General features: G+C 65.8%; 21 protein-coding genes and 2 pseudogenes. 10 read left to right on the forward strand and 13 right to left on the reverse strand.

Features of this window, described 5'->3' with window-relative positions; translation table 11 throughout:
* Window positions 1-5: 5 nt before the first annotated feature.
* On the reverse strand, window positions 6-890 hold the full coding sequence (locus tag AC07FN_RS13870) for a PfkB family carbohydrate kinase (RefSeq protein ID WP_478395942.1): 885 nt from the start codon (window positions 888-890) through the stop codon (window positions 6-8).
* On the reverse strand, window positions 884-1807 hold the full coding sequence (locus AC07FN_RS13875; protein WP_478395943.1) for a pseudouridine-5'-phosphate glycosidase: 924 nt from the start codon (window positions 1805-1807) through the stop codon (window positions 884-886). Before AC07FN_RS13875 ends, AC07FN_RS13870 begins: the two co-directional genes overlap by 7 nt.
* Before the next feature lie 115 nt (window positions 1808-1922).
* Here AC07FN_RS13875 and AC07FN_RS13880 point away from each other — a divergent pair, with 115 nt between their 5' ends.
* Window positions 1923-2825 (forward strand): LysR family transcriptional regulator, encoded by a 903-nt coding sequence (locus AC07FN_RS13880; protein WP_478395944.1) that lies wholly within the window; start codon window positions 1923-1925, stop codon window positions 2823-2825.
* A 161-nt stretch (window positions 2826-2986) separates the two neighbouring features.
* Entirely contained in the window at window positions 2987-3232 is a 246-nt protein-coding gene (locus AC07FN_RS13885) for a hypothetical protein (protein WP_478395945.1), read from the forward strand.
* Here the strand turns inward: AC07FN_RS13885 and AC07FN_RS13890 are convergent.
* On the reverse strand, window positions 3221-3760 hold the full coding sequence (locus AC07FN_RS13890; RefSeq protein WP_478395946.1) for a GNAT family N-acetyltransferase: 540 nt from the start codon (window positions 3758-3760) through the stop codon (window positions 3221-3223). The two genes, AC07FN_RS13885 and AC07FN_RS13890, sit on opposite strands and share 12 nt — an antisense overlap.
* A 422-nt stretch (window positions 3761-4182) precedes the next feature.
* Here AC07FN_RS13890 and AC07FN_RS13895 point away from each other — a divergent pair, with 422 nt between their 5' ends.
* Window positions 4183-4740 (forward strand): IS3 family transposase, encoded by a 558-nt coding sequence (locus tag AC07FN_RS13895; RefSeq protein ID WP_478395947.1) that lies wholly within the window; start codon window positions 4183-4185, stop codon window positions 4738-4740.
* Here the strand turns inward: AC07FN_RS13895 and AC07FN_RS13900 are convergent.
* Both AC07FN_RS13900 and AC07FN_RS13905 read right to left on the reverse strand, forming a co-directional pair.
* Entirely contained in the window at window positions 4686-5372 is a 687-nt protein-coding gene (locus AC07FN_RS13900) for a response regulator (RefSeq protein ID WP_478395948.1), read from the reverse strand. The genes AC07FN_RS13895 and AC07FN_RS13900 overlap by 55 nt on opposite strands.
* The gene (locus AC07FN_RS13905; RefSeq protein ID WP_478395949.1) at window positions 5372-6448 is read right to left on the reverse strand and encodes a sensor histidine kinase; all 1077 of its coding nucleotides are present in this window, start codon (window positions 6446-6448) and stop codon (window positions 5372-5374) included. The genes AC07FN_RS13900 and AC07FN_RS13905 overlap by 1 nt, the downstream gene beginning before the upstream one ends.
* Window positions 6449-6608: 160 nt before the next feature.
* On the opposite strand from AC07FN_RS13905, the gene AC07FN_RS13910 reads away from it, so the two are divergent.
* Entirely contained in the window at window positions 6609-7808 is a 1200-nt protein-coding gene (locus AC07FN_RS13910) for a serine hydrolase domain-containing protein (protein WP_478395950.1), read from the forward strand.
* A 128-nt stretch (window positions 7809-7936) separates the two neighbouring features.
* Here the strand turns inward: AC07FN_RS13910 and AC07FN_RS13915 are convergent, their stop codons facing one another.
* Window positions 7937-8401, reverse strand: a complete 465-nt coding sequence (locus AC07FN_RS13915; RefSeq protein WP_478396015.1) for a transposase — start codon at window positions 8399-8401, stop codon at window positions 7937-7939.
* Between AC07FN_RS13915 and AC07FN_RS13920 the strand changes: the two are divergent.
* Window positions 8367-8456, forward strand: a pseudogene (locus tag AC07FN_RS13920) (hypothetical protein); the annotation flags it as partial. The gene AC07FN_RS13915 and the pseudogene AC07FN_RS13920 sit on opposite strands and share 35 nt — an antisense overlap.
* Window positions 8457-8787: 331 nt before the next feature.
* Here AC07FN_RS13920 and AC07FN_RS13925 read toward each other — a convergent pair.
* A pseudogene (locus AC07FN_RS13925) lies at window positions 8788-8865 on the reverse strand (phosphoketolase family protein); the annotation flags it as partial.
* Window positions 8866-8938: 73 nt separating this feature from the next.
* On the opposite strand from AC07FN_RS13925, the gene AC07FN_RS13930 reads away from it, so the two are divergent.
* Entirely contained in the window at window positions 8939-11338 is a 2400-nt protein-coding gene (locus tag AC07FN_RS13930) for a M28 family peptidase (protein ID WP_478395951.1), read from the forward strand.
* A 129-nt stretch (window positions 11339-11467) separates the two neighbouring features.
* Here AC07FN_RS13930 and AC07FN_RS13935 read toward each other — a convergent pair whose 3' ends face one another.
* Window positions 11468-12613, reverse strand: a complete 1146-nt coding sequence (locus AC07FN_RS13935; protein WP_478395952.1) for an IS481 family transposase — start codon at window positions 12611-12613, stop codon at window positions 11468-11470.
* Between the two features lie 303 nt (window positions 12614-12916).
* On the opposite strand from AC07FN_RS13935, the gene trxA reads away from it, so the two are divergent.
* From trxA to AC07FN_RS13955, 4 genes are all read left to right on the forward strand, one after another.
* Window positions 12917-13240, forward strand: a complete 324-nt coding sequence (gene trxA / locus AC07FN_RS13940; RefSeq protein ID WP_478395953.1) for a thioredoxin — start codon at window positions 12917-12919, stop codon at window positions 13238-13240.
* Window positions 13241-13378: 138 nt separating this feature from the next.
* Window positions 13379-13723 (forward strand): mycothiol system anti-sigma-R factor, encoded by a 345-nt coding sequence (gene rsrA, locus AC07FN_RS13945; protein WP_478396016.1) that lies wholly within the window; start codon window positions 13379-13381, stop codon window positions 13721-13723.
* Window positions 13724-13844: 121 nt separating this feature from the next.
* The gene (locus AC07FN_RS13950) at window positions 13845-14825 is read left to right on the forward strand and encodes an NAD(P)/FAD-dependent oxidoreductase (protein ID WP_478395954.1); all 981 of its coding nucleotides are present in this window, start codon (window positions 13845-13847) and stop codon (window positions 14823-14825) included.
* A 652-nt stretch (window positions 14826-15477) separates the two neighbouring features.
* Entirely contained in the window at window positions 15478-16071 is a 594-nt protein-coding gene (locus AC07FN_RS13955) for a GrpB family protein (protein ID WP_478395955.1), read from the forward strand.
* A 412-nt stretch (window positions 16072-16483) separates the two neighbouring features.
* Here AC07FN_RS13955 and AC07FN_RS13960 read toward each other — a convergent pair whose 3' ends face one another.
* The 5 genes from AC07FN_RS13960 to AC07FN_RS13980 all read right to left on the reverse strand — a co-directional run bounded on the left by AC07FN_RS13960 (window position 16484) and on the right by AC07FN_RS13980 (window position 22649).
* A complete protein-coding gene (locus AC07FN_RS13960) occupies window positions 16484-18070 on the reverse strand; it encodes an aldehyde dehydrogenase (NADP(+)) (RefSeq protein ID WP_478395956.1) in 1587 nt (528 codons plus the stop codon).
* A 228-nt stretch (window positions 18071-18298) separates the two neighbouring features.
* Complete coding sequence (locus tag AC07FN_RS13965) at window positions 18299-18946, reverse strand: GntR family transcriptional regulator (RefSeq protein WP_478395957.1); 648 nt, start codon at window positions 18944-18946, stop codon at window positions 18299-18301.
* 323 nt (window positions 18947-19269) lie between these two features.
* On the reverse strand, window positions 19270-20637 hold the full coding sequence (locus AC07FN_RS13970) for an MFS transporter (protein ID WP_478395958.1): 1368 nt from the start codon (window positions 20635-20637) through the stop codon (window positions 19270-19272).
* A gap of 48 nt (window positions 20638-20685) precedes the next feature.
* Window positions 20686-21153 carry a RidA family protein gene (locus AC07FN_RS13975; protein WP_478395959.1) on the reverse strand — a complete coding sequence of 156 codons (468 nt, stop codon included), beginning with the start codon at window positions 21151-21153 and terminating at the stop codon, window positions 20686-20688.
* Between the two features lie 5 nt (window positions 21154-21158).
* Window positions 21159-22649 carry an APC family permease gene (locus AC07FN_RS13980; RefSeq protein ID WP_478395960.1) on the reverse strand — a complete coding sequence of 497 codons (1491 nt, stop codon included), beginning with the start codon at window positions 22647-22649 and terminating at the stop codon, window positions 21159-21161.
* Window positions 22650-22732: the final 83 nt, after the last annotated feature.

Consider the following 22732-nt stretch of genomic DNA (forward strand, 5'->3'; position numbering starts at 1 on the left):
ATCGGTCAGGAGGTGATGGCGCCGGGGTTCGCGAGCACGCGAGCGGCGTTCGCGTGACCCGCCTCGGTCGCCGCCGGGAGGGCGGCGCCCGCGCAGGTCGCGGCGAGGAAGCCGGCGGCGAAGGCGTCGCCCGCGCCGGTGAGGTCGCGCACGACGGGCACCGGCGGCACCGGCACCTGGAGGGGGGCCGCGTCGGGGGCGAGCACGACGGTGTGGCCCGGACCGTTCTTGGCGACGACGACTGTGTCGGGCACCAGGGATCTGCCGGAACCGAAGAGATCCAGCGCCCGCGCCTCGTCTCGGTTCGCGAACAGGTAGCGCACCCGCATCGCGGCCAGCAGTCTCAGCAGCTCGGCGGCACCGTAGTCGTGGATCAGCGCCGTCGAGGACGCGTCCACCGACACGGTGCCGCCCGCCGCGCGCACCTGGTCGGCGACCGCCAGGGCGGAGCCGCCGAGTGGCTCCACCACGAGCGTGTACGCGGGCATGTGCACGTGCGTCAGATCGGCGGTCCAGTCCGGGTCCACCGCTCGCAGGTCCACGGCGGCTCCGCGATCCGGGAGCATGGTCCGCTCTCCCTGCTCGTCGACTAGCACCACGATCGTCCCGGTGCGCCCGCGCCGCTGCACCCGCACGGCCACCCCGGCGTTCTCGAGGTCGGCGACCAGGCCGTCCCCGGTGGGGTCGGCGCCCACGCACCCGAGGAAGACCGTGGGGTAGTGCGGGGCGGCCAGCGCGGCGACATTAGCGGCGCTGCCGCCGCGCGTCCGGTGCACCTGCACACGCGTGTCGCTGCCGTGCCGGAGCGGCTCGGCCTGCCAGACCACGACGTCCTCGACGAGATCGCCGATGACACCCAGCTTTCGCCTGCTTCCGGTCGCGTTCAGCATGTCATCGCGGTGGCGATCTGGGCGCCGAGGTCGACGTTGTTGCGGTAGATGGCGATGTTCACCTCGAGGCTGCGCCCGCCAGTCGCGGTGTGGAGGAAGTCGAGCAGGAACGGAGTGGTGTCGTGCCCGGCGATCCCCTGCTCGCGGGCGGCCACCCACGCGCGGGCGATGACGTCGTCGTGCACCTCCTTTGGGAGCTGCTCGTCGGCTGGAACCGGGTTGGCCACCAGCAGTGCCGCAGGCAGGCCGAGCGCGGTCTGGGCGGCCGCGATCGTGGCGACTTCGAACGGCGAGTCGGCGGAGAAGTCCACGGTGTGGCCGGAGTCCACCACGTAGAAGCCGGGGTAGCCCGTGGTGCGGTAGCCCACCACCGGGATCGAGAGTGTCTCCAGCCGCTCCAGCGTGGCGGGGATGTCGAGGATCGACTTCGCTCCCGCGCTCACGACCACCATCGGCACCCCGGCGAGGCTGACCAGGTCGGCCGACTCGTCGAAGGTCTGCGCCGCTCCCTCGTGAACACCCCCGATGCCGCCTGTGGAGAACACCCGCACCCCGGCCCGGTGAGCCAGCAGCGCGGTCGCCGCCACGGTCGAGCCGCCGTTGAGGCCCTTCGCAGCCGCGATCGACAGGTCCCTGACGCTCACCTTCACGGCGTCGTCATCGAGCGACAGCCGCTCGATCTGGGCCGCGGTCAGGCCCACGGTCGGCACACCGTCGACGATCCCGATCGTCGCGGGCACCACGCCAGCGTCGCGGAGCCGCTGCTCGGCCTCGAGTGCGACCTCGAGATTGCGCGGGCGGGGAAGACCGTGCGTGAAGATCGTCGACTCTAGGGCGACCACCGGACGGCCGCGCTCCACAGCCTCCCGGACGGCTGCGGAGACGGCGATGGACTCGGTGTGCAGATGGCGCAACATAGTTGAAAGGACTCCCTTGTGCTTCGCCCGGCGGACCTCGCCTGTGCCGCAAGACTAAGAGCGCCAATTCATTCCATTCAAGCATTAATTTGGACATGCTTGATAGCCTCACGCTATGAATATTTCGCTGCGTCAGCTGGAGGCGTTCGTCGCTGTCGCGGCCGAGGCGCACTTCGGAAAAGCGGCCGCCCGGATCCACGTCACCCAGCCCGTGATCAGCCAGGAGATCAAGCGCCTCGAACGCCTGGTCGGCACTTCCCTGTTCGACCGTTCCACGCGCAGCGTCGCGCTCACGGCGGTGGGCGCCGAGCTGCTCACCCACGCCAAGGACACCCTCTCGGCCGCGCGCGCCTTCACCGAACGCGCGCGCCAGCTCGCTCGCGAGCCGCACGGCGAAGTCCGCGTCGCCGCCAGCCCGAGCGTCGTAGACCGGTTGCTCCCGGCATTGCTGCGCCGGGCGGAAACGGAGCTGCCGCAGGTGTCCGTCGTCGAGGTCCCGGTGCAGACCGGCGATGTGGTGAACGCCCTCCTCAACGGAACCGCCGATCTCGGCATCGGCCGCTTTCTCGAGGCCCCTGATGGCTACCACACCCAGGCCATCGGGGTCGAGGACGTCTACGCCCTGCTCTCCGACACTCATCCGCTCGCCGACCGGGACGTGATCGACCTCGCCGAACTCGGCGACCTCCCCGTCCTCCTCTGGCCGCGCGATCGACACGCGACCTACTTCGACCACCTCGTCGGCATCTGCACCGACCGCGGACTCACCCCGCTCCTCCTCGCCGGCCCACCCCAGCTCGTCGGCGCCCGCTCATACTTGATCGCCGACGGCCGAGCCTTCGCCCTGATACCGGAGTCCACGGCCCGACGCCCCATCCCCGGTACTCGCGCCATCCCCCTCACCCGCGCCGCGCATGTCCCGCTGGAGCTCGCTGTGCTCAACAGCCATCCCCGCCCCGAAGTCCGCCGCGTCGCCGAGCTGGCGGTCGCCGTAGGAGGGAAGGGTGGAGGCTCGTAGTTGGAACAGTCGAGGTGTGGCGCAGAGCGCTCGTGCCCTACTGCTTGACACAGTGGGAGCCGTCGGTCGATGGCCTCGGCGCTCGGTGAGGAGCCCGCGGTGGAAGTGGAGAGAAAGCCTCGCGGGCTCATCCTGGCATCGCGATTCTTCTCGGCTCTGCTGTGCTGGCATTCCTCCCCACCGCGGTGACAGCCGTCGAGGTCCGGAACCTGCAGGGGTATGACTCGATCGGACCCCTACGTAGCCAGATCGTGCGACTGTACGCGGACGAGGCCCTCGGAATGGCGATCCTCGGCGGCTTTCCCGCTGTCATGCTGATGGTCGCCAGCGTGCTTGCCGCAGTGTTTATTCGCTTCGCCGCAATGCTCCTGGTGCTTGTCTCGGCGATGGCTCTGCTACCGGTGTGACACGGCGCCGATGCGCCTGTCGCGACGCTCGGCCGTGCTCAGTGCGCGGAGTCCGGTGAGGTCACTTCCCACTTGCCGAAAAGCTTCAGGCTCGCCGCCTTTGCCAGCGACGTCGACGCGTGGTTGTCGAGCTGGCAGCGGTACTAGGGGTTCGTAGCCCCGTTCGCTGGCGTGCTTGCTGATCGGCCGCACGACCCGGCGGGCGTGGCCCTTCCCGCGGAAGGGCGTCAGCGTGAGGATGCCGACGTCTGCGATCGGGGCGTTCTCCCGCGGATAGGTGCTGGCAGCGCTGACGAGGCGGTCCTGATCGAGGGCGCCGAACACCGTCCAGTGGTCGAAATCTACGTACGCGTCGTCCAGGTCCTGCTCCGACGAGGAGGACTCGAATTCGGAGAAGACGGCGGCGTCGTGCTCGGTCAGCTGGCGCACGCCGTCCGCGGTGTCCTCCCACAGCAGGGTGTCCTTCTCGGCGTCGGTGAAGTAGAACAGGTAGTCCGCGTTGTGAAGGGTTACCCCGGCCTCCGTCAACTTCTGGCGGAAGCTCGGCTCGGACAGCTCTTGACCCTGTGAAAGCCTGGCCTCTCGGCTAGCGTCGGTGTCTGAACCGCGTCGACCTTCCCGTCGGACGTCTCCAGCACCATGACCCGGTGGTTCTCGCTCAGCTAGGGGTTGCTGACGACGCAGAAGACGTTGTCGCTGTAGATGACCTCGCCGCTCAGGAAGGTCGCCCGCCAGAAATTAGTGATCTTCTGCGAATACAAGGGCATAGTCCTTCCTGCTGAACCGGTGCGGCGGCAGCGATCGGCCGCTCGGACCCTGGGGATGTTGCCGTTGCCGCTCATCAGCCCGCTTGTCTCAGGCTGAGACAGCCGAGGACTCCTCGACGTGCGCCGGTCTCCTTAGCGTTCCGACCCGACGTGCCACAGCTGCCACGTATGCGGAGGGTGCACATGTACAGCAAGGACGGCGAGAACGTGAGGCAGGCGTGGCGATCGCCCCGAGCACCTACTGCGCCACCACGACCCGGCCGCCTTCGGTGCGGGCGGCACGCGACGAAGGACTCAAGGCCGAGATCACCCTGGTGTGGAAGCAATTACGAGGTGTACGGGGCCTGTAAACTCTGGAATGCGTTACACGGCAAGGTAATCAATGTGGCCCGGTGTACCGTGGAGTGGTTGATGCGTGAACTGGGCATCACCGGCGTCGTGCGCAGCAAGACCAAACGAACCACGATCCCAGGCGACGACGGCGTACGGGCCGGTGGTCTGGTTAACCGGGACTTCGCCGCAGCGGGACGGAATGCGCTGTGGGTAGCGGATTTTACCGACATACCGATGTGGAAACGCGGAGGGATGCGCTCACGCCCGATCCTGAGCGGGACAGGCATGGTGTCCAGCACGGCGACGCACGCGAGAGGAGCGGACGCGGGGATGCCCGGGAGAACAGGCCACCGCTACTTCCTCGGTCCGTTGCTCATCGCGGTGGGCACGATCAGACCGGTCTCGTAAGCCACGACGACAGCCTGCGCCCGGCTGGCCAGGCCAAGCTTGCCCATCATCCGCTTCACATGGGTCTTGACCGTCGCTTCGCTGAGCACCAGCCGCTGCGCGATCTGCGCGTTGGTCAGTCCGTTGCCGACCAGGCCCAGCACCTCGGTCTCCCGCGCGGTGAGTTCCGTCAACTGCCGGTTCCCGGCAGCCGGCGTCTGGTGGTGCTGGGCGTAGGTCTCGATCAACCGCTGGGTGATGCGCGGCGCGATCAGCATGTCCCCCGCCGCGACCGTGTGCACCGCGGAGATGATCCTGTCCGGCGGGGTGTCCTTGAGGAGGAAACCCGCGGCGCCCTCGCCGAGTGCGGTGTAGACGTACTCGGCGATGTCGAACGTGGTCAGCACGACGACGCGCGGGGGGTTCTCGCTAGGTGCCGCCAGGATCTGCCGGGTGGCGGCGATCCCGTCCAGCACGGGCATCTTGATGTCCATCAGGATCACCTCCGGGCTGGTTTTGGCGGCCTGTGTCACGGCCTGGGCACCGTCGGCGGCCTCTCCCACGACCTCAAGTCCTGGCGCAGCGTTGAACAGTGCGACGAGCCCGGCTCTAAACAGGGTCTGGTCGTCGGCGACGAGCACGCGGATTGTCATCAGACCTCGCTTATCGGCAACCGGAGGACCACGGCGAACCCGCCCTCCTCCGAAGGCTCCGCGGTGAGGACACCACCGTAGAGCTCGGCGCGTTCCCTCATTCCGCGGATACCGTGGGAGCGAGAAGAATCGTTGTGCGCTCGGGACGGGGTGCCGTCGTTGGTCACCTTGAGGGTGAACGTTCGTTTACCGTAGTCGAGGTGGATTCGCGCCGTCGTCTGGCCCGCGTGCTTGAGAACATTGGTCAGCGACTCCTGAGCCACCCGGTAGGCGCACAGGTCCTGTCCCGAAGACAGCGTGCGGACCTGGCCCGTGACGACCTTCTCGATCGGCAGACCCGCGTTGCGCGTCCGCTCCACCACATCGTCGAGAGATCCCAGTCCCAGTTGCGGGCCGTAGTCCAATTCCTCGGAGTCGTCGACACGCAGCACGTCAAGCAGGCGACGCATCTCCACCAGCGCCTCACGGCTGGTTTCGCCTACGGTGGAGATCGCGTTCCGGGCCGTGGGCAGGTCGCTTTTGAGTACGTACTCGGCCAGCCCCGCCTGCATCGAGATGACCGACATGTGGTGCGCGACGATGTCGTGCAGTTCCCTGGCAATGCGCACCCGTTCGTTGGCTGCCGCCTGTGTCGCTTCCTCGGCAAGCCGCTCCGCGCGTTGGGTCCAACGTCTGGTGCTCTCACCCAGCGCCCACGCCCCGAGTGTCTGGAATATTGCCGATGGGATCTCCGACCAGGCGACCGTTGTCGTGGTCTTGAGGTAGGTGATCGCCATGACGGCGATCGCCACCAGGCACATTCCGGCTGCAACGAGCCGGGGCCGGAGAGTGGCCACTGTGAAGATCCCGACAAGCAGGCATACCCCGCCGTTGGGAGGTTCGCCGTAGCCCAGTATGTACGCCGCCAACGCACCGGAGATCACCATCATCGTGATCACCGGCGCCCGTTGGCGTAGTGCGAGGGGCGCTGCGGTGAGCACCGCGAGCACGTAGGCCGTCTCGTCGAGACCAACGCCGCGAATGGCGACGCTGTTCACCGTCAACACGGTCAGCACTGCAGCCAGAAGCACGTCCACCAGGATTGGCCTGAGACTCACCCGCACGGCCACACGCTAACCGTCTCGTGGTGGGGTTTCGTCAGGTGTTGGTGGTATTCGTGCCTACCCCTGTGGGGGTAGGCGAAATTGCCGTCGCGGGGCGATGACGGACCTCGATCATCTACCTACGGTTTTGGCCATGAATCGAGCCCTGACAGCGTTGACTGTCATGATCGCGGTGCTGGGCACCACCGCCACCACCGCCACCGTCGCGACCGCCGCGAGCAACACCCACCCCGATACCACCACCCTGCAACGCGACGCCGACGCACTCCTCAAGCAAGGTGCCCCCGGAGTCCTCGCCGAACTCGACACCCCCCAAGGCGAAGTCAAGGTCCGCAGCGGCTACGCCAACGTCGACACTCGCACCCCCATCCCATGGGACGCGAAATTCCGCGTCGGTAGCTACACCAAAACCTTCGTCGCCACAACCATCCTGCAGCTTGTCGGAGAAGGCGAACTCTCTCTCGACGACACCGTCGAAGACTGGCTCCCCGGCGTCGTCACCGGCAACGGCAACGACGGCAGCAAGATCACCATCCGCCAACTCCTCCAACACACCAGTGGTATTCCCGAATACCTCCAGGAAATGGAATACCTCTTCTCCCGAGAAGGCTTCGAGAACAACCGCTTCAAGACCTTCCGCCCCGACGAACTCGTCGCCATGGCCATGAAGCACAAGCCCGACTTCGCCCCCGGCACCCAATGGATGTACTCCAACACCAACTACATCCTCGCCGGAATGATCATCGAAGCCGTCACCGGCAACCCCTGGCAACACGAAGCCAACCAACGCATCATCCAGCCCCTAGGACTCCACGACACCTACACCCCCGACACCTTCCCGCTCATCCCCGACCCACACGCCATCGGCTACCAACGATTCCCCGAGAACATCGACGACCCCAACACCACCTACGGACCCGCCATCGACGCCACCCTTCTCAGCCCTTCCTGGGGCGGCGCCGCCGGCGAAATCATCAGCTCCACCGAAGACGCCAACACCTTCCTCAAGGCCCTCATCAACGGCAAGCTCCTGCGCCCCACGGAACTCGCCGCGATGCAGAAAACAGTCGACGCCACCGCCTTCGAACCCGCCTGGCCGGGCGTCCGATACGGGCTCGGCATCATGTGGGTCCCGAACTCCTGCGGCGGCTCCTGGTCCCACGGCGGCGACATCCAAGGCTTCAAAACCCGCAACGGCATCAGCGCAGACGGCACCCGCAGCATCGTCATCACCATCAACACCGACTCCATGATCCCCGAACCTGGTACGCCAGCCCCCACCAAGGACGTCACAGCCGACCTCATCGACCACGCACTCTGCGGCGCCAACTAACCAACACACCGCGAGGCCCGGGTGAACCGCCCCGGGTGATGGAGGCTCCCCGGGTCTCGCCGCGCTCTCGGTCACCCACAATTCAACGGGAGCCCGGGGGTCTGTAGCGGGAACGACGCCTCTGCGTGTCAAGTTGATTTTGTTTTCGGGCGCACGATGGTCGTTGGCGGGTATGGGAAGTGGCTCGTCCGAAGAGCTGATGTTCGGGTGTCAGTCAGCCGCACTGGACGATGGAGTCGTCCCCGAGTGTCCTCCCAGGCCCGCGGTGGCTGTTCGGCATCGTGGAGAAGCCGACCGTAGACCACATCGGACAGTCGCCTTTTCAAGTAACGCATGGCTTCTTTGTGGCTCTTTCCCGTCGCGCGCTTGCGCTGATAGTAGGCGCGGCCTTCGGTGTCGTGGCGGATCTGGGACAGGGCCATCATGTGCAGGGCATGGTTGAGTTGACGGTCCCCGGCTCGAGAGAGCCGATGCCGTTGCGCCTCGCCGGAGGAGCCTTCGATCCCGAGGGAAATCGAGGAGGCCGCGCGCGTCGACGGAGCGGGCTTCTGGCGGCGGATGTTCGAGGTGACGGTTCCGCTGGTGCTGCCGATCGTCGCGGTGGCGGCGCTGTTCGGCGCCATTTTCACCTTCACGGACATGGCGGTGGTCCGGGTGCTCACCCGCGGCGGACCGAACGACTCCACCCAGGTGCTGGCTAGCTGGGCGTTCTACCGGGGTATCGAGGGCGGCGACGTTGCACAGGGACCATCTTCCGCCGCGCCTTCGAGGAAGGGCTGCTCGTGGAGGACCGCTCGATGCCTCTCGGGATCCGCGGCCCCATATACGACTAGCTCGATCTCGACAACGACAGTCCTTATCCGAGCGCTCTGCTCCCACGACCGGCTGATTGAGCCGCTGCACCGGTGCGCCGCCAGGATCGAACAGCGCGGCCGGTTCGTAGCTGCGCAGCCAGAGCTGGCGCAGGTGCTCCTGGTCCGATCTTGTAGCCGTTTAGGTGACGGATCGGCAGCACCGCGCCGTCGGTGGCCGGGTCCAGGAACTTATTGGAATGCCAACAGGGGGATCGTCTTGGTGCTGGTGTCCCTGTTCATACCCGGCTCTTCAAGCGCGTCGCCTCGTCATTCAGCGTGGTCCGCACCAGCGGATCGCAACTCGGCGGTGAAAATCGCTTTGCGGAACTGGAAAAAACATTTCCGCGTAATCCCGCCGCGCCTATAGCATTCCGCCGCGTGACCGGACAATTGATCAACACACCGCGCCGGGTCGTGGCCGCGATCGCGAGTGCGATGGCGGTGCTCGTCGTCGTCACGGTGGCCGTGCTGGCCGAGGGGAGCACACCGCAGCCCGTCGCGGTCTCGGCGCCGGCGGGTGAATTCAGCGCCGGGCGCGCACAGGTGGATCTGCGTGAAATCGCCACCGCGCCGCGCCCGCTGGGCAGTTCGGAGAGCGACCGCATCAGGGCCCACCTCGTGGAACGCTTGCGCGCCGAAGGCTTCCACGTCGAGGTCCAGCACGCGGTCGGCGCACTCTCGGACAGCGGGCTGGCGACCTTCGGCCGGGTGGACAACGTAGTGGCCACGCTGCCCGGTGCCGATTCGACCGGAACGGTGCTGCTCGCGGCGCACTACGACTCAGCCGCGATGGGTCCGGGCGCGGCCGATGACGGTGCTTCCGTCGCCGCGATGCTGGAGACGGCGCGCGCGCTACGCACCGGAGCGCCACTGCGCAACGACCTCGTCATGCTCATCACCGACGGCGAAGAGGATGGCACGCTGGGTGCCGAGGCGTTCACCCGCGAACATCCACTTGCCCGCCGCGGTGGTGTGGTCCTCAACTGGGAGGCTCGCGGCGTCGGCGGGCCGTCCCTGATGTTCGAGACCACGCCCGGCAACGAACGCCTGGTCGAGACCTTCACAGCTGCGGTGCCATACCCTCGCGGTGATTCCGCGATGGTCACGATGTACCGGATGTTGCCGAACTACACCGATTTCTCCACCCTCGCCGCTGTCGGATTCGTCGGTCTGAACTCCGCGTTCATCGAGGGCGCGTCGTGGTACCACTCCGCCGGCGACTCGATCGAGAACCTCCAACCGGGCAGCCTGCAACACCACGGCGAGAACATGCTCGCGCTCGCCCAATCGTTCGGGAGTACCGATCTGCGCGGAATCGCGTCCGACCACGACCTGATCTACTTCCGAGTCCTGGGTGTGCCGATCGCCTACTCGGACGCGCTGGTGTGGCCATTGGCCGTGCTGTCCGCGCTGGTGCTGATCGGGGCCGTGGCGCTGGCCAGGTGGCGGCGGGTCGCCTCGCTGCCGAGAGTCGTGTTGAGCGTGCTGGCCGCTGCGGTTCCGCTCATCGCCTCGGTGCTGTTGGCGCAGATGCTGTGGCCCTTGCTGGTAGCGGTACGTCCCGGTTACGAGCTGATGGAGGGCCTGCTGCATCGGCCGCTGCTCTTCCAGGCGGCGCTCGTCGTGCTCAGCGGCTCGGTGCTGCTCGGCTGGTACCTGCCGCTGCGCAACCGGCTCGGCCGGGCGGCGTTGGCGCTTGGCGCCCTGGTGTGGCCGACAACGCTCGGGATCCTGTGCGCGGTGTTCGCACCAGGATTGTCGTTCCTGTTCACTGTGCCCGCCTTGGCCTGCGCGCTCGGCGGGATGGTCGCGTTGTTGCGGCCGCGCTGGTCGATCGTGCCGGTGACCGCTGGGGCCGTGGTCGCGGCGGCGGTGCTTCCGGCGATGACCCGCAACGTCCTCAACGGCATGGGGCTCGCACTCAGCGGCGCGAGCGCGGTGTTGATCGTCATGTTCGGACTTCTGCTGCTTCCGCTCATCGAGCTCTCCTTCCCGGACCGCCCACTGCGCCCGCGATCGGCCGCGCTGATGGTGGCTTCCGCGCTGGCAGTCGTCGTCGCACTCGTCGCCGGCGGACTGGCGGTGGACCGCTTCGACGCACGTTATCCACAGCGCTCCCACCTCGCGTACGTGTTCAATGCGGATACCAGGACAGCGAGCTGGGTCAGCGCCGAATCCGACCCCACCGAGTGGACGAGGCGCCACGTGAGAGGCCGCAACGCCACCTCGCTCCCCGACGGCTACGCGAGCGGCGAACTGTGGACCGGCCCGGCGCAGCCGATCGACGTCGACGGTCCGCACGTCGTCGGAACTCGCCAGGGCGACGCGCTGGACCTGCACGTATCCTCCCGTCGAGGCGCAGTATCGGTGGTGCTGCGCCTCGACCGCCCGATTAGTGCGGTCACCGCGCACGTACCGGGCAACCGCCCGGTGTCGGTGCAGGTGGCGGATGTGAGCAGCGAGACCTGGCCGAGCGAGATCGTGTTCCGCGACCTGCCTCCCGCAGGTGTGAACATCAACCTGCGCGTGGCGGACGGCCCGGTGCGCGTCATGGCGATCGATGAAACGCACGGCCTGGCCGACGCCCCGGGTTTCCACCCGCGGCCGCCTGAAGTCCTGGCGGGCATGAGCGAAGACGGCGACATCATCGCCGTCACCCGCACCTACCGGTTCTGATCATCGGGCAGCCACGTTCCATACTCGTCTGCTGACCGTCAAGCCCGGCCGTTCGGGCAATGAGGTCGTGAGTGCGTAACCGGGCTCCAGCCCGGTGTCCTGTCTCAGGACCTCACGGACAGTTATGTCTCATGACGTCGTGGACAGTTTTGGTGTGAGTCGTTGGTAGCGGACGCTGCGGTCCAGTGTCAGCGTCCGCACGACCGTGTCGCCGATCATGATGCTGACGCGGTCGCCTTGCCAGTGCAGGGTAGCGGCCTGGCGGGCCCAGCGGCGGCCGATGACGATCGAGCAGCCGGAGAAGGCGATGACGCCGGTGCTGGTGACCGGGCGGTGGGCGACACCGGCGAGCTGGACCGGTCCGGAGGCAGCGGCTTTGGGGGCGGCGTCGTAGCGCTGCTGGGGTGTCCGACCCTCGATGCCTTGATGCCGGCGGTTGTTGTACATCTCCCGGTATTCCTCCAGAAGAAGTTGCAGTTCATCGAGAGTCGCTGGGGTGGGCTGCTTGTCAAGCCACTTGCGCAGGGTTTGGTGGCTGCGTTCGTCTTTGCCGCAGGTTTGGGGGTGATACGGCGACGAGGCGATCGTGTGCACCCCGGTCTCGGCCAGGCGGCGTTCCAGGTCGACCATGCCCCCGCGGTGCTTACCGGAGAACGCCAGACCGTTGTCGGTGAGCACCTTCACCGGCACCCCGTAGCCGGCGAAGGCCTGCTGCAACGCCGCCCAGGTCTCTTCGCCGTTCTCGCTGGAGGCGGCATACGTTCCCACGTCCAGCCGGGAATGATCATCCAGGATCTGCAGAATGCACACCTTCTCACCACCGGCGAGGTAGAACTCCAACCCGTCGACCTGCCACAACCCGTTAGGCTCGGCGTACTCGAACCGGCGCCTCGTGCGAGGGCGTTTGCGGGGTTGCGGGGTCACATGCCCCTCATCGACCAGGATCCGGTGGATCGTGGCCCGGGAGGGCACCCGCACGTCCCCGAGCTCCTCCAGCCGCCATCCGATCGAGATGGCCCCGTTGTCCCGCCCTTCGTCAGCCAGCTGCTTGCGGGCGCGCACTACCGCCTCACGCACCTGCGCTGAGGTCGACGTGGGCCGACGATGCGGGGCAGAGGAACGGCGGATGAACCCCGCCGCTCCTTCCTGCCGGAACCGGTTGACGTACTTGTAGAACACCGTGCGCGAGATCTCGTGCTCAGCACAGAACCTCGACACGTTGATCTTGTCCCCACCAGCCACCGCGGCAACCGCCGCGACCAGGTCCGGATCCATCGAAAACCCTGTTCCGCCCACCACTGATGATCACAGACAGCAGGCCAGCCAGTGTTCACGAGGTCCTGAGACACAAACTGTTCACGAGGTCCTGAGCGAGGACACCGGGCTCCAGCCCGGTTACGCACTCACGACCTCATTGCGGTTGATGGCGGATGGTTGTGCCACGCTCCGCATTCCACCTGCATTTCCCGGAAATAGCAACAAAGGTTGCCCCGTGCTCCACGAACTCTGCAGGCTTGGACGCGACCGCCGGTGATCGGTGGGGCCGGCCGTTGCGATGCGAGGAGAACGGAACTTTTGATGACCAACACCGTGAAAGTCACTGACGCCACCTTCGACGCGGAGTTGGCGGGGGACAAGCCGACAGTGGTCAGCTTCTGGGCGACCTGGTGCGGCCCGTGCCGGATGCTCGCACCGATCCTGGAGGAGATCGCCGGGGAGAACGCGGAGAAGTTCAAGGTCGGCAAGGTGAACATCGACGAGAACCCGCGACTGGCGATGCGCTACAAGGTCATGGGCGTGCCTACGACGATTGTGTTCCGCAACGGCGTGGAGGTCACCCGAGTGGTGGGTGCCAAGCCGAAGGCGGCGTTGCTCGCCGATTTCACCCCGCACATCGGCTGATCCGAACTGCGAGCAGCGGCGTGCGAACGAACGCCGGAGGCTTTCGGCCGGGCCGCTTTGTGGGGAGCCAAGAGCTGATCGACGAGAGGGTGAGGCATGTCCTGGCGTGCTCGCGACGGGCAGGAAACGAACATAGTTATGCCGTTGGGTGGTGCCGGGTACGACCGCGCGGATGCGCTCAAGTGCCACGAGGTCCTGACCGAGCTCTGGCTTTTCCGGGACCACGAGTGCAGCCGGTCCCGCAAGCACCTGCTGCGCGGACATTTGGCGTGCTGCGAATCCTGCAGTGCCGAATACGGGATCGCGAAGGAGTTCAAGGAGCGGCTGGCTCGCGCATGCGGGGGAGAGCGAGCTCCTACCTCGTTGCACGCGCAGTTGCAGGAGAAGATCCGTGCGGCCTGCCGGAGCACTGGAACTCTCGCTGACTGCGGGTCGCGTCGAGAAGGTCCTGCCGAGGAGTCGAGGATCGAGCGCGCGGGGTAGATCGGGCTGGTCTTGCGCGGGCCGCCGCCCCAGGGATCCCGGTCACGGCGGTCTCCCAAAAAGGGCAACAAAAATTGTTACCTAGGCAGCGCGGTCCAAAAGGCCGCTGTGGAGGTTTGACATGAGTGAAGCGACGAATAGTGCAGCGAAATCCGCCGAGTACGACGTGGTGATCGTTGGTGGGGGAGCGGCCGGGCTGAGTTCGGCTTTGGTGCTGGGCAGGGCGCGCCGCCGCGTGGCGGTGGTCGACGGAGGGGAGCCGCGCAATGCCCCGGCCGAGCACATGCAGGGCTTCCTGTCCCGGGACGGGTTTCCGCCGTCCGGGTTGCTGGAGATCGGTTGCGCGGAGGCCGCCGAGTACGGGGTGGAGTTGGTCGACGGTCAGGTGGTGAGCGTCGAGCGTGGTGGGACCGGTTTTGCGGTGCGGCTGGCCGGTGGCGCGGTGCTGTCGGCTCGTCGGCTGGTGGTGGCGACGGGATTGCGCGACGAGTTGCCGGAGATCCCGGGCGTGGCCGAGCGCTGGGGCAGGGATCTGCTGCACTGCCCGTACTGCCACGGCTACGAGGTCAGGGACCAGGCGATCGGCGTGCTGGGCACCGGACCGGCCGCAGTGCACCAGGCCTTGCTGCTGAGGCAGTGGTCCGAGGACGTCGTGCTCTTCCCACAAGCTTTGGCGTTGACCAACGACGAGCGCGAACAGTTGGCCGCCCGTGGCGTGCGCCTGATCGAGGGCCAGGTCAAGCAGCTGGTGGTTGCCGGTGACAGGCTGCGCGGGATCGAGCTGGCCGAGGGGCACGTCGCACCCCGTGATGTCGCCTTCGTCTTCCCGCGCATGATGCCCCGAGACGCCCTGTTGACGGAACTGGGCTGCGAGAAGGACGAAATGGGCTGGGTGGTCACCGACCGCACAGGGCGTACCAACGTCCCGGGAGTCTGGGCGGTGGGCAACGTCGTCGACCCGCGCGCGCTGGTGATCACCGCAGCCGGCATGGGCGCGGCGGCTGCTTTCGCCATCAACAACGACTTGCTGGACGAGGACGTCGCCCGGGCCGTCGACCACCAGCGGGGTTTGGAAGCCGAATCCCTCACTGCTGCGCGCTAGTTCGACAAGCTGATCGCAGTGCCGCTGCCCCAGATTGGTCGTGATTTCGACCTCGGCGCAGTGGACCTGGTGCTGGCCAGCGCCGCTTACGGGCTGCCTCACAGCGGGTCGCTGTCCTCCGTAGCTGCCGACCCGTCGACCGCTACGGAGGACAGCGCGCGCTTTCTCAATATCGGCAGCGTTCGGAAAAGCGATGGCCGGGGCCAGTATCCGTACGACGCTTGCTCGACTCAAGCCTTGACGGCGTGCTCTTGGAGATCCCGGTGGCTCTGCCAGCGCTGTCAGGGTCACGCCGCGCTGGGTGCGGATGCGCCAGAGACGGGAGCCGAGCGAAGGGGGCTATGGATGTCACGCTCTGCCCACAACCAGCTCCGCATTCACGTCGACGGCGCACAGACCCGGCGCGTAGCGCGACGATCGGATACCCCCACCGGCTGACCCGGTACTTGCCAGGTGATCTTTCCACGACGTGTTGACTCGCTCGCTGAGCGGGGTCCACAGTGCCGGCGGAGGGGTGGGTGGAAGCGAAGTTCGCTTCGTTCCCTTCCCTCCCCGCAGGAAACGAGTCGAGACTTCGGCGACCGTGGTCGATCGTTGGTTATTGGATAAGGCCTTGCCTGATCAAAGCTGCGTAATCTGCTAGCGTCACCTGATGTCTCTTCCTTCGTCGGTAGCTGTTTTTGCGGACGGTGACCCTGATGAAAATTCCTGGGTTCGAGGGTGTCCCGTCGCGGAGGCGCTTGTCGTGGTTCCTTCCGATCCGGAGTGGCCTAGGCGATTCGCGCAGCTCGCCACCCGGCTCGGAGAAGCGCTCGAGCAGCGGGCGCTAGATATCCGCCATGTTGGCTCGACTGCTGTTCCCGGTCTGCCGGCGAAGGACGTTGTCGACATCGACCTCATTGTGGCGGATCCAGCCAACGAAGCGGATTACATCCCCTCGCTGGAGAGTCTTGGGTATGTGCACACGGTTCGGGAGCCGTCGTGGTACCAGCACCGGATGCTTCGCCTGGAGCGTCCGCGGGTGAACCTCCATGTCTTCGGTCCCGACGCCGATGAGGCTGTCCGGCACATCCTGTTTCGCGACTGGCTCCGTTCTCACCCGCATGATCGAGACCGGTACGCGGAGGCGAAGGTGCTCGCTGTTGCGGGACGGCCTGAGGATGTCACCGAGTACAACTCCCACAAGCAGGCGGTCGTTCGTGAGATTTACGCTGCGATCTTCCGCGCGAACGGGTTGTCGACCTGAAGATCGAACTCGTGGTCCGTCGCACATGGAGCCCGCGAACGGAGGGTGTCGCTATGCCGGCAGCTTGTTGATCCGGTGGTCATGGCGTCTCACGGGTCCAGCGCGAGATGAGTGGCGTCGGTCTTGCGCACGGCGAGTATCGCGGCCCGGCACGCGTGCACACTGCCGCGACGGTCTCCGGACCGATGGCGCGGGTGATCAGGAGGTGGGCGAGCTGGTCGGCAGCGGTGTCCGCGTAGGTGATCTCGCCGTCGGTGTCGCGGATCGTGACAGCCGTTGGAACGCCGACAACGTGGTCCCGGATGCGGTCGAGAACGAGTGTGACCGGCAATGGCAGGTACTCGAATGGTGCTGGAGCCGCGGCGAGCGCGGACAGGCGCTTGTTTCGGCCCCAGGCAAGCGGTCACCGTGCTCAGCCCCCGGAAGGGGAGAACCCAGTGTGCTGCGGCAGGACACGTTCCGCCAGACCGGCCGTGGGTGACAGCTGTCCCCAGTTCGCCGAGGCACCGGCTGCTCCGCGAGTTTGTGGTACGCCCCAGGGGTTGGCTTCCTGCAGCGGCGGGGGGAGCAGGTGTTCAGGCACGCCTTGGTAGGTCACCGAACGCAGGAATCTGCTGATCGCCGCTGTGCCGACTGAGGTTCCGGCATCGTTCGTCGTGGCTGGCCAGGGGCCGCCGTGTTGCATGGCGGGGGTGACTGCGACCCCTGTCGGCCAACCACCGAAAAGTACGCGCCCGGTGGCGGTTGCCAGCCACGTGAGCAGGTCCGAGAGGTCGCTCGACGGGTCGCCCGGGGCGGCGTGCACGGTACCGGTGAGGTTGCCTTCGAAGAGCTCGGCGGCCAGGTTCGCCAGGCCGTCTCCCGGCTTGTACTCGACCACGACGGACAGCGGGCCGAAGCACTCCTCCAGAAATATGTCCCGCTGTTCGCGGACGGCCTCGATCGGGACAGACACGATCGTCGGAGTGACCCAGACCTGGTCCTGCTCGTCGGCCCGCGCCAGGCCCTCGGCCAGCACCGTGACACCCCGAGCAGCAAGAATCGCGTTGCGCCGGGCGGTGAACGCCGAACCTGTGCCTAGGTTGAGCAAACGGTGCTCACCGATCTTCGCCGCCGCGTCGGCGATGGCGCGTGCCAGACCATGTCCTGTTGGCAGGAACAGGAATCCCGGCTTGGTGCACAGCTGTCCGGCGGAACCCGACACGCTGGCGACATAGCCCTCGGCAAGCCCGATCCCGTCTGCCGCAACCGCGGCTTCGGTGACGAATACCGGGTTCAGGCTGCCTAGCTCCCCGAAGAACGGAATCGGTTTGCGCCGAGCGGCCGCGACGTCGGCCAGCAGGCGACCAGCACGTAGCGAACCTGTGAAACTTCCGGCTGCGATCCGCTCATCTTGCAACGCTGTAACCCCAATCTCCTGTCCGAAGATCACCTGGAGCGCGTTGGGGGACAGCCCGGCGCTTGTGAGTCCTTCGCGGGCGACTTCGGCTGTGCGCGATGACAGGCCGGGATGGCCTGGATGCGCCTTGACCACGACGGGGCAGCCTGCTGCCAAGGCCGCGGCAGTGTCACCACCGACGACCGAGAAGGCGAACGGGAAATTGCCCGCCGCGAAGTTGAGCACTGGCCCGACCGGGACCAGGTAACGGCGAAGGTCCGGGCGCGGGCCGAGGACGAAAGCAGGGTCTTCGGCATCAATGCGCACGTCCAGATAGCCGCCATCGACGAGCACTTCTCCGAACAGCGAGAGCTGAACTGCTGTCCGCTTGATCTCGCCACGCAACCGCGCCTCGGACAAGCCCGTCTCGGCGGCCGCGATGTCGACCAGTTCGTCGGTCGCCTTGGTCAGTTCCTGCGCCACGGCCGCTAGGCCTTCGGCACGCTGCCGCGGTGTCGTGGCACCGAGGCTCGGGGCGAGTGCCGCAGCGTCGGCGAGGATACGTTCCAACTCTTCGGCGGGGATGCGATCGCTGGGGCGGGGACTGTGGTGGGGAGCCACGGCGGCCTCCTGGGATGTCGTTAGAACACGAAGCCAGCGGGAAAGGCATCTATCGGGTTGAGCAGGCACTGTCCGATCCCGGTGCCCCAGGCCCGACCGGCAGTGGTGGGCACCTCGGCCTGGATCCTGGCCAAGGAAGGCTTCCAAGCGCTAAGTAATATGTCACATTGCACAGGTGAATGCAATGCGATCTTTGGCTCGTATGGATCGGCGTCAGTTGTCGGGTTATCAGTCCGTGGCGTCGCGCTCCGGATACCCGGCCCACCAGCCAAGAACGTGCCCGATGTGCAGCATGGTGAGGTTCTCGACGCCGTCGCTGTCGCCAGCCTCCAGAAGGTCGAGCAGCTGATTGTGCTCAGCGGCCGACTTGCTGAGCTCCCGGGTACCCACCATCTCGGCTAGACCTACCATGCGCGTCTGCGCCCGGAGCTCGGACACGATCCGCACGAGCTGTCGGTTGCCCAGCTGCTCCAGCAGCGCCAAATGGAACGCCACGTCAGCTTCCAGGTACTTGGTCAGATCGCCCGCTCGCGCACCTTCGACGATGTCGTTCGCCATTCCTCGCAGCCGGGGTACGTCCTCGGGTGGAATGCGGCCCGCGAGCTTACGCATGGCCGGTGGCTCGAGCATCCGTCGAGCCTCGACGATCTCCTCCAGCTCGCGCTCGCTGACGCCGGTGATGCGGAAGCCCTTGTTCCGGACCGCCTCCACGAACCCGCGCTTCTCCAGATTGAGCATTGCCTCGCGCACAGGTGTTGCCGAAACGCCGAAGCGGGCAGCCAGTGTCGGGGCGGAGAACAACTGCCCAGGCGCCATCTCCCCAGAAACGATCGCTGCTGCGATCGCACTCTCCACGCGGTCCCGCAGGCTGGCCATCGGCTTGATCGGCCGAACTCCACTGGCGGACCTCTCCACAACCAGCTCCTCTCGTCGACACCCCAGCATGGGCGCAATGTGACATATCATCTCAACCCACACGCGGCAAGGTACTCCTGGGATTCTGGTCGGTCCGAAGACGCTGATGGTGGTGGTTTGCTAGCCCAGCGGGGGAGCCGACCTACCTCGCGCCGCTCACGACAAGTTCGCCGGAGACGAGGGCACGGGTGCGGAAGATCGGCCGGCGTGCCTCTCTCGCAGGTCAGGGAGCCACGCCGGCCAGCACACATGATGCTGCTACCGAGTCTGCGGATAAACCGCTGCTACTGGTCCCGCGGAGTGGCGATCGCATCGGAAGACACCCCGGTAAGAACGTCGGTGCCGCTGTCGCCGTTCCGTGCCGCCGTTCTTGGCGCGGTTTCCGGCATCGACCGCACCGCGATGAACGCAAGAACCGCCGTGGCGACGATGAGCACCGACGGCGCGATCGGTGATCCGGTCAGATCGATGAGCAGGGTCGCCACGTAGGCAAGGGATCCGCCGAACACGGCGCCGGCGACATTAAACCCAATTGAGAAGCCCGAGTACCGTACGCGTGCCGGGAAGATCTCCACCAGCGCCGCACCCGAGGCCGCCATGAACATCGACATCGGGATTGCCAGCAGCAAATGCCCCAGGATTGCTAGGCCCACCACGTTGCTGTTGATCACGAAGAAGGCCGGTAGCGGGGTGACGATGGCCAAGACCACGGCCACCGTCAGCACCGGCTTGCGGCCGACGCGATCGCACACCCTCGCGAAAGCGAAGATCGTCACACAGGCTACTCCGAGGCTCGCCGCGGTCGATATCGACGCGGTCGTATTGGACAAATTCAGCTGGGACTTGATATAGGTCTCCATGTAAATGTTGACGAAATAGTAGATCGCGTACTGGAACGCCGAGCAGCCGATCACCTGGAAGATCTGTCGCCGGTACCGGGTGAGCACCTCCCGCAACGGAGATTCGCTGAGCTGCCCCTTCTCTTTCAGGTTCTGGAATTCTGGGGTATCGCTCAAGCGAAGCCGGATGAAGAGGCCGATCAGCCCGATTGGAGCCGCGATCAGGAACGGGATTCGCCAGCCCCAGGAGTACATTTGATCGTGGGTAAGCACCGTGAAGAGCAGCAGCACGAGCAATGAGGCCGAGATATTGGCGAAGTAGCTCGACGCGTGCCAGAAGCTGACCGTCCTGGCGCGCCTGGCCTCTGGTGCTGATTCGATGAGGAAGGTGGCGGCGCCGCCCGGTTCGCCCCCGCCGGCCACGCCTTGGATGAGCCGCGCGAGAAGAAGCAGGATGGGGGCGAGGATTCCGACGGACTCATAGGTGGGCAGCAGCCCGACGGACGCCGTGGCGGCGGACATCGCGATCACAACCGTCGCCAGGATCGTCTTTCGTCCCAGCTTGTCGCCCAGCTGCCCGAATATAAATGCCCCGACGGGCTGCATCAGTAGTGCCACACCGAATACCGCAAAGGAGGAAAGTAGGCTCGCCGTAGGATTCCCGGAGGGGAAGAACAGATCGCCGATAACGATCGCCAGGAATCCGTAGGTCGCGTAGTCGAACCAGGTGACGAAGTTGCCGATCGCGGCGGCGACGATGGACGCCCCGAGACGGACCTGCTTTCGCTCGGCAGCGAGGCCAGGATTGGTCATGGAGTCCAACTTTCAACAGAAACCGGCGCGACCCGGTTCATTCGGAATTTACTGGACAAGTTCGAATTGGAAGTCGATCTCCACGGGAACATCCAGGGGAAGCTTCTTCGCCCCTATCGCGGTTCTGGCGTGCTTGCCGCGGTCGCCGAGTATGTCTACCAGCAACTCGCTGGCGCCATTTCCGACCAAGGGAAGATCGAGGAAGTCATCCGCGCAGGCTATGTAGGCCGTCAACTTGACCACAGACCTAATGTCGTCCAGGGATTCGATTACCGTGCCAGCCGCCGCTAGTGCGTTAAGGGCGCACTGGCGAGCGCAGGCGGCGGCGACCTCGGCCGAAACCTCGACACCGACCTTTCCGGTCGCGATCGGGGATCCGTTGCGCAACGGAATCTGCCCTGCGGTGTAGAGGAAAGGGCCCGAGCGCGTGGCCGGAACGTATGCCGCGAGCGGCGGTACAACCTGGGGCAACGACAGTCCTAGTTGCCTGATCCGATTTTCGATTTCTGACATCATTTCACTCAGTTTCGGTTGAATTCCGTCATGAGGGTCTTCCCTCGATGTTCAGCAGGAATAGTTCGGTAGATCACCATTCCGGCCAGGATGACCGCGCCCATGCCGAGTCCGACATTGATCCAGTCGGACCAGATCAGGATCACGCACAACACGATCGACCAGACAACAGCCACTACGAACACCGGTACCGAGGCCGCCTTCAGGTCGAAAGGATGGTCCGGCAGCCGTCGCTTCACCACGGCGGGCAGTGCGGCGATGACCACGCTCCCGTAAGCCATGGCCCAGGCCAGTGCGGTCATGGCCGACAGCACGCTGAGCAACGCGGACCAAAAGCAGACCGCGATGGACATCGCCGCGACAACAATGGTCGCGTTGATCGGGACTTTCTGGCCGTTGAGCTTGTGGAACCAGCCGGCCGCCGGTAGCTGCTTATCCCGGGCCTGGGACCACACCACCCGGACCGCGGTCAGCTGGAGCATGGCCACGCACGCCAGCAACGCGACGATCGCGATTGCCTCGAAGACCGTGGCAACGGTGGCGCCGACCGATGAATCCAAGATGTATTTCACCGGCGCTTCGGACTTCATCACACCATCGACGCTTGGAATCGCGCGAATGAGGAGGTAGAAGACCACGCTTCCCGCCACAAGGGCCAGTACATTGGCCAACACCGTGCCCAGCGCCGCGTTTCGGGCGGCATTCTTGGTCTCCTCGGCCGCATTGCCGGTGGCATCGAAACTGGAAATCGCATAGGCCGGCAAGATCATCGCGAACAGGAAAGGAACCACAGCCCAACCTCCTCCGGACACGGTCCCGGCGGTATCGAATGCGATCGAGGCGGGCGCCCGATCGTACCGGAACGCCACCAGGGCGCCGATGATGAGCAGGATGACCGCGAGTTCCGCCCATACCCCGATGTTGTTCAAAAACGCCGATGCCTTGACCCCGGCGATGTTCACGATCGTGACGACCAGGATGATGCCGACGGCCCACAATGCGGTCTGCCCCGGCGTCGGCGTGGGATTGCCGAACCATCCGGCGACAATCGGCACCATGCCGACTGAAACCGACGACACCGCAACGATGTGGGCGACGACCAGCCACCAGCCGCTCTGCCAGGCGAGCCCCGGAAACCGGGGAGCTACCCTCCCGACAATCTGATAGACGCCGCCGGACAACGGGAAAGCCGATACGAGCTGGGCCACCGCCAGGCCGACGAACACCGTCTGCAACATGCCACCGACGACAAACGGCCAGAACGAGGCCGGCCCGAAGAAATGGAGCCCCACGACTAGGGTCGTGAAGATGACCGACCCGATGGAGATGGAGGTGAACTGAACTCCGAAGGAGGAGAACAGTCCCAGCGCACGGTTCAATTCCTGTTTGTAGCCGAATTTGGCCAGGCCGCCGTCGTCGCTGTCCGAATGTGCTGGGGCACCGGAAGTCGCGGGAGATGTGGCGCGGTCAAACTCATCGGGGAGATCAAGACGTGTCATATTTCTGTCCGTTGTTGATCGCGAGCAGCGATGTGCTCAATGTTGGTGATCGTATGGCCAGAGACAAGTAGCCACCCGGACGT

This window comes from Saccharopolyspora sp. NPDC045941, assembly GCF_056431445.1.

Excerpts from the sequence above, each read along its gene's own strand:
- rsrA (WP_478396016.1), top strand. The coding sequence starts at position 13,379 with ATGCCGTTGGGTGGTGCCGGGTACGACCGCGCGGATGCGCTCAAGTGC.
- AC07FN_RS13970 (WP_478395958.1), bottom strand. The coding sequence starts at position 20,637 with ATGACCAATCCTGGCCTCGCTGCCGAGCGAAAGCAGGTCCGTCTCGGG.
- AC07FN_RS13955 (WP_478395955.1), top strand. The coding sequence starts at position 15,478 with ATGTCTCTTCCTTCGTCGGTAGCTGTTTTTGCGGACGGTGACCCTGAT.
- AC07FN_RS13935 (WP_478395952.1), bottom strand. The coding sequence starts at position 12,613 with ATGGATCCGGACCTGGTCGCGGCGGTTGCCGCGGTGGCTGGTGGGGAC.
- AC07FN_RS13950 (WP_478395954.1), top strand. The coding sequence starts at position 13,845 with ATGAGTGAAGCGACGAATAGTGCAGCGAAATCCGCCGAGTACGACGTG.
- AC07FN_RS13980 (WP_478395960.1), bottom strand. The coding sequence starts at position 22,649 with ATGACACGTCTTGATCTCCCCGATGAGTTTGACCGCGCCACATCTCCC.
- AC07FN_RS13965 (WP_478395957.1), bottom strand. The coding sequence starts at position 18,946 with ATGGCCAGCCTGCGGGACCGCGTGGAGAGTGCGATCGCAGCAGCGATC.
- AC07FN_RS13875 (WP_478395943.1), bottom strand. The coding sequence starts at position 1,807 with ATGTTGCGCCATCTGCACACCGAGTCCATCGCCGTCTCCGCAGCCGTC.
- AC07FN_RS13900 (WP_478395948.1), bottom strand. The coding sequence starts at position 5,372 with ATGACAATCCGCGTGCTCGTCGCCGACGACCAGACCCTGTTTAGAGCC.
- AC07FN_RS13895 (WP_478395947.1), top strand. The coding sequence starts at position 4,183 with ATGTACAGCAAGGACGGCGAGAACGTGAGGCAGGCGTGGCGATCGCCC.
- AC07FN_RS13975 (WP_478395959.1), bottom strand. The coding sequence starts at position 21,153 with ATGATGTCAGAAATCGAAAATCGGATCAGGCAACTAGGACTGTCGTTG.
- trxA (WP_478395953.1), top strand. The coding sequence starts at position 12,917 with ATGACCAACACCGTGAAAGTCACTGACGCCACCTTCGACGCGGAGTTG.
- AC07FN_RS13910 (WP_478395950.1), top strand. The coding sequence starts at position 6,609 with ATGAATCGAGCCCTGACAGCGTTGACTGTCATGATCGCGGTGCTGGGC.
- AC07FN_RS13880 (WP_478395944.1), top strand. The coding sequence starts at position 1,923 with ATGAATATTTCGCTGCGTCAGCTGGAGGCGTTCGTCGCTGTCGCGGCC.
- AC07FN_RS13870 (WP_478395942.1), bottom strand. The coding sequence starts at position 890 with ATGCTGAACGCGACCGGAAGCAGGCGAAAGCTGGGTGTCATCGGCGAT.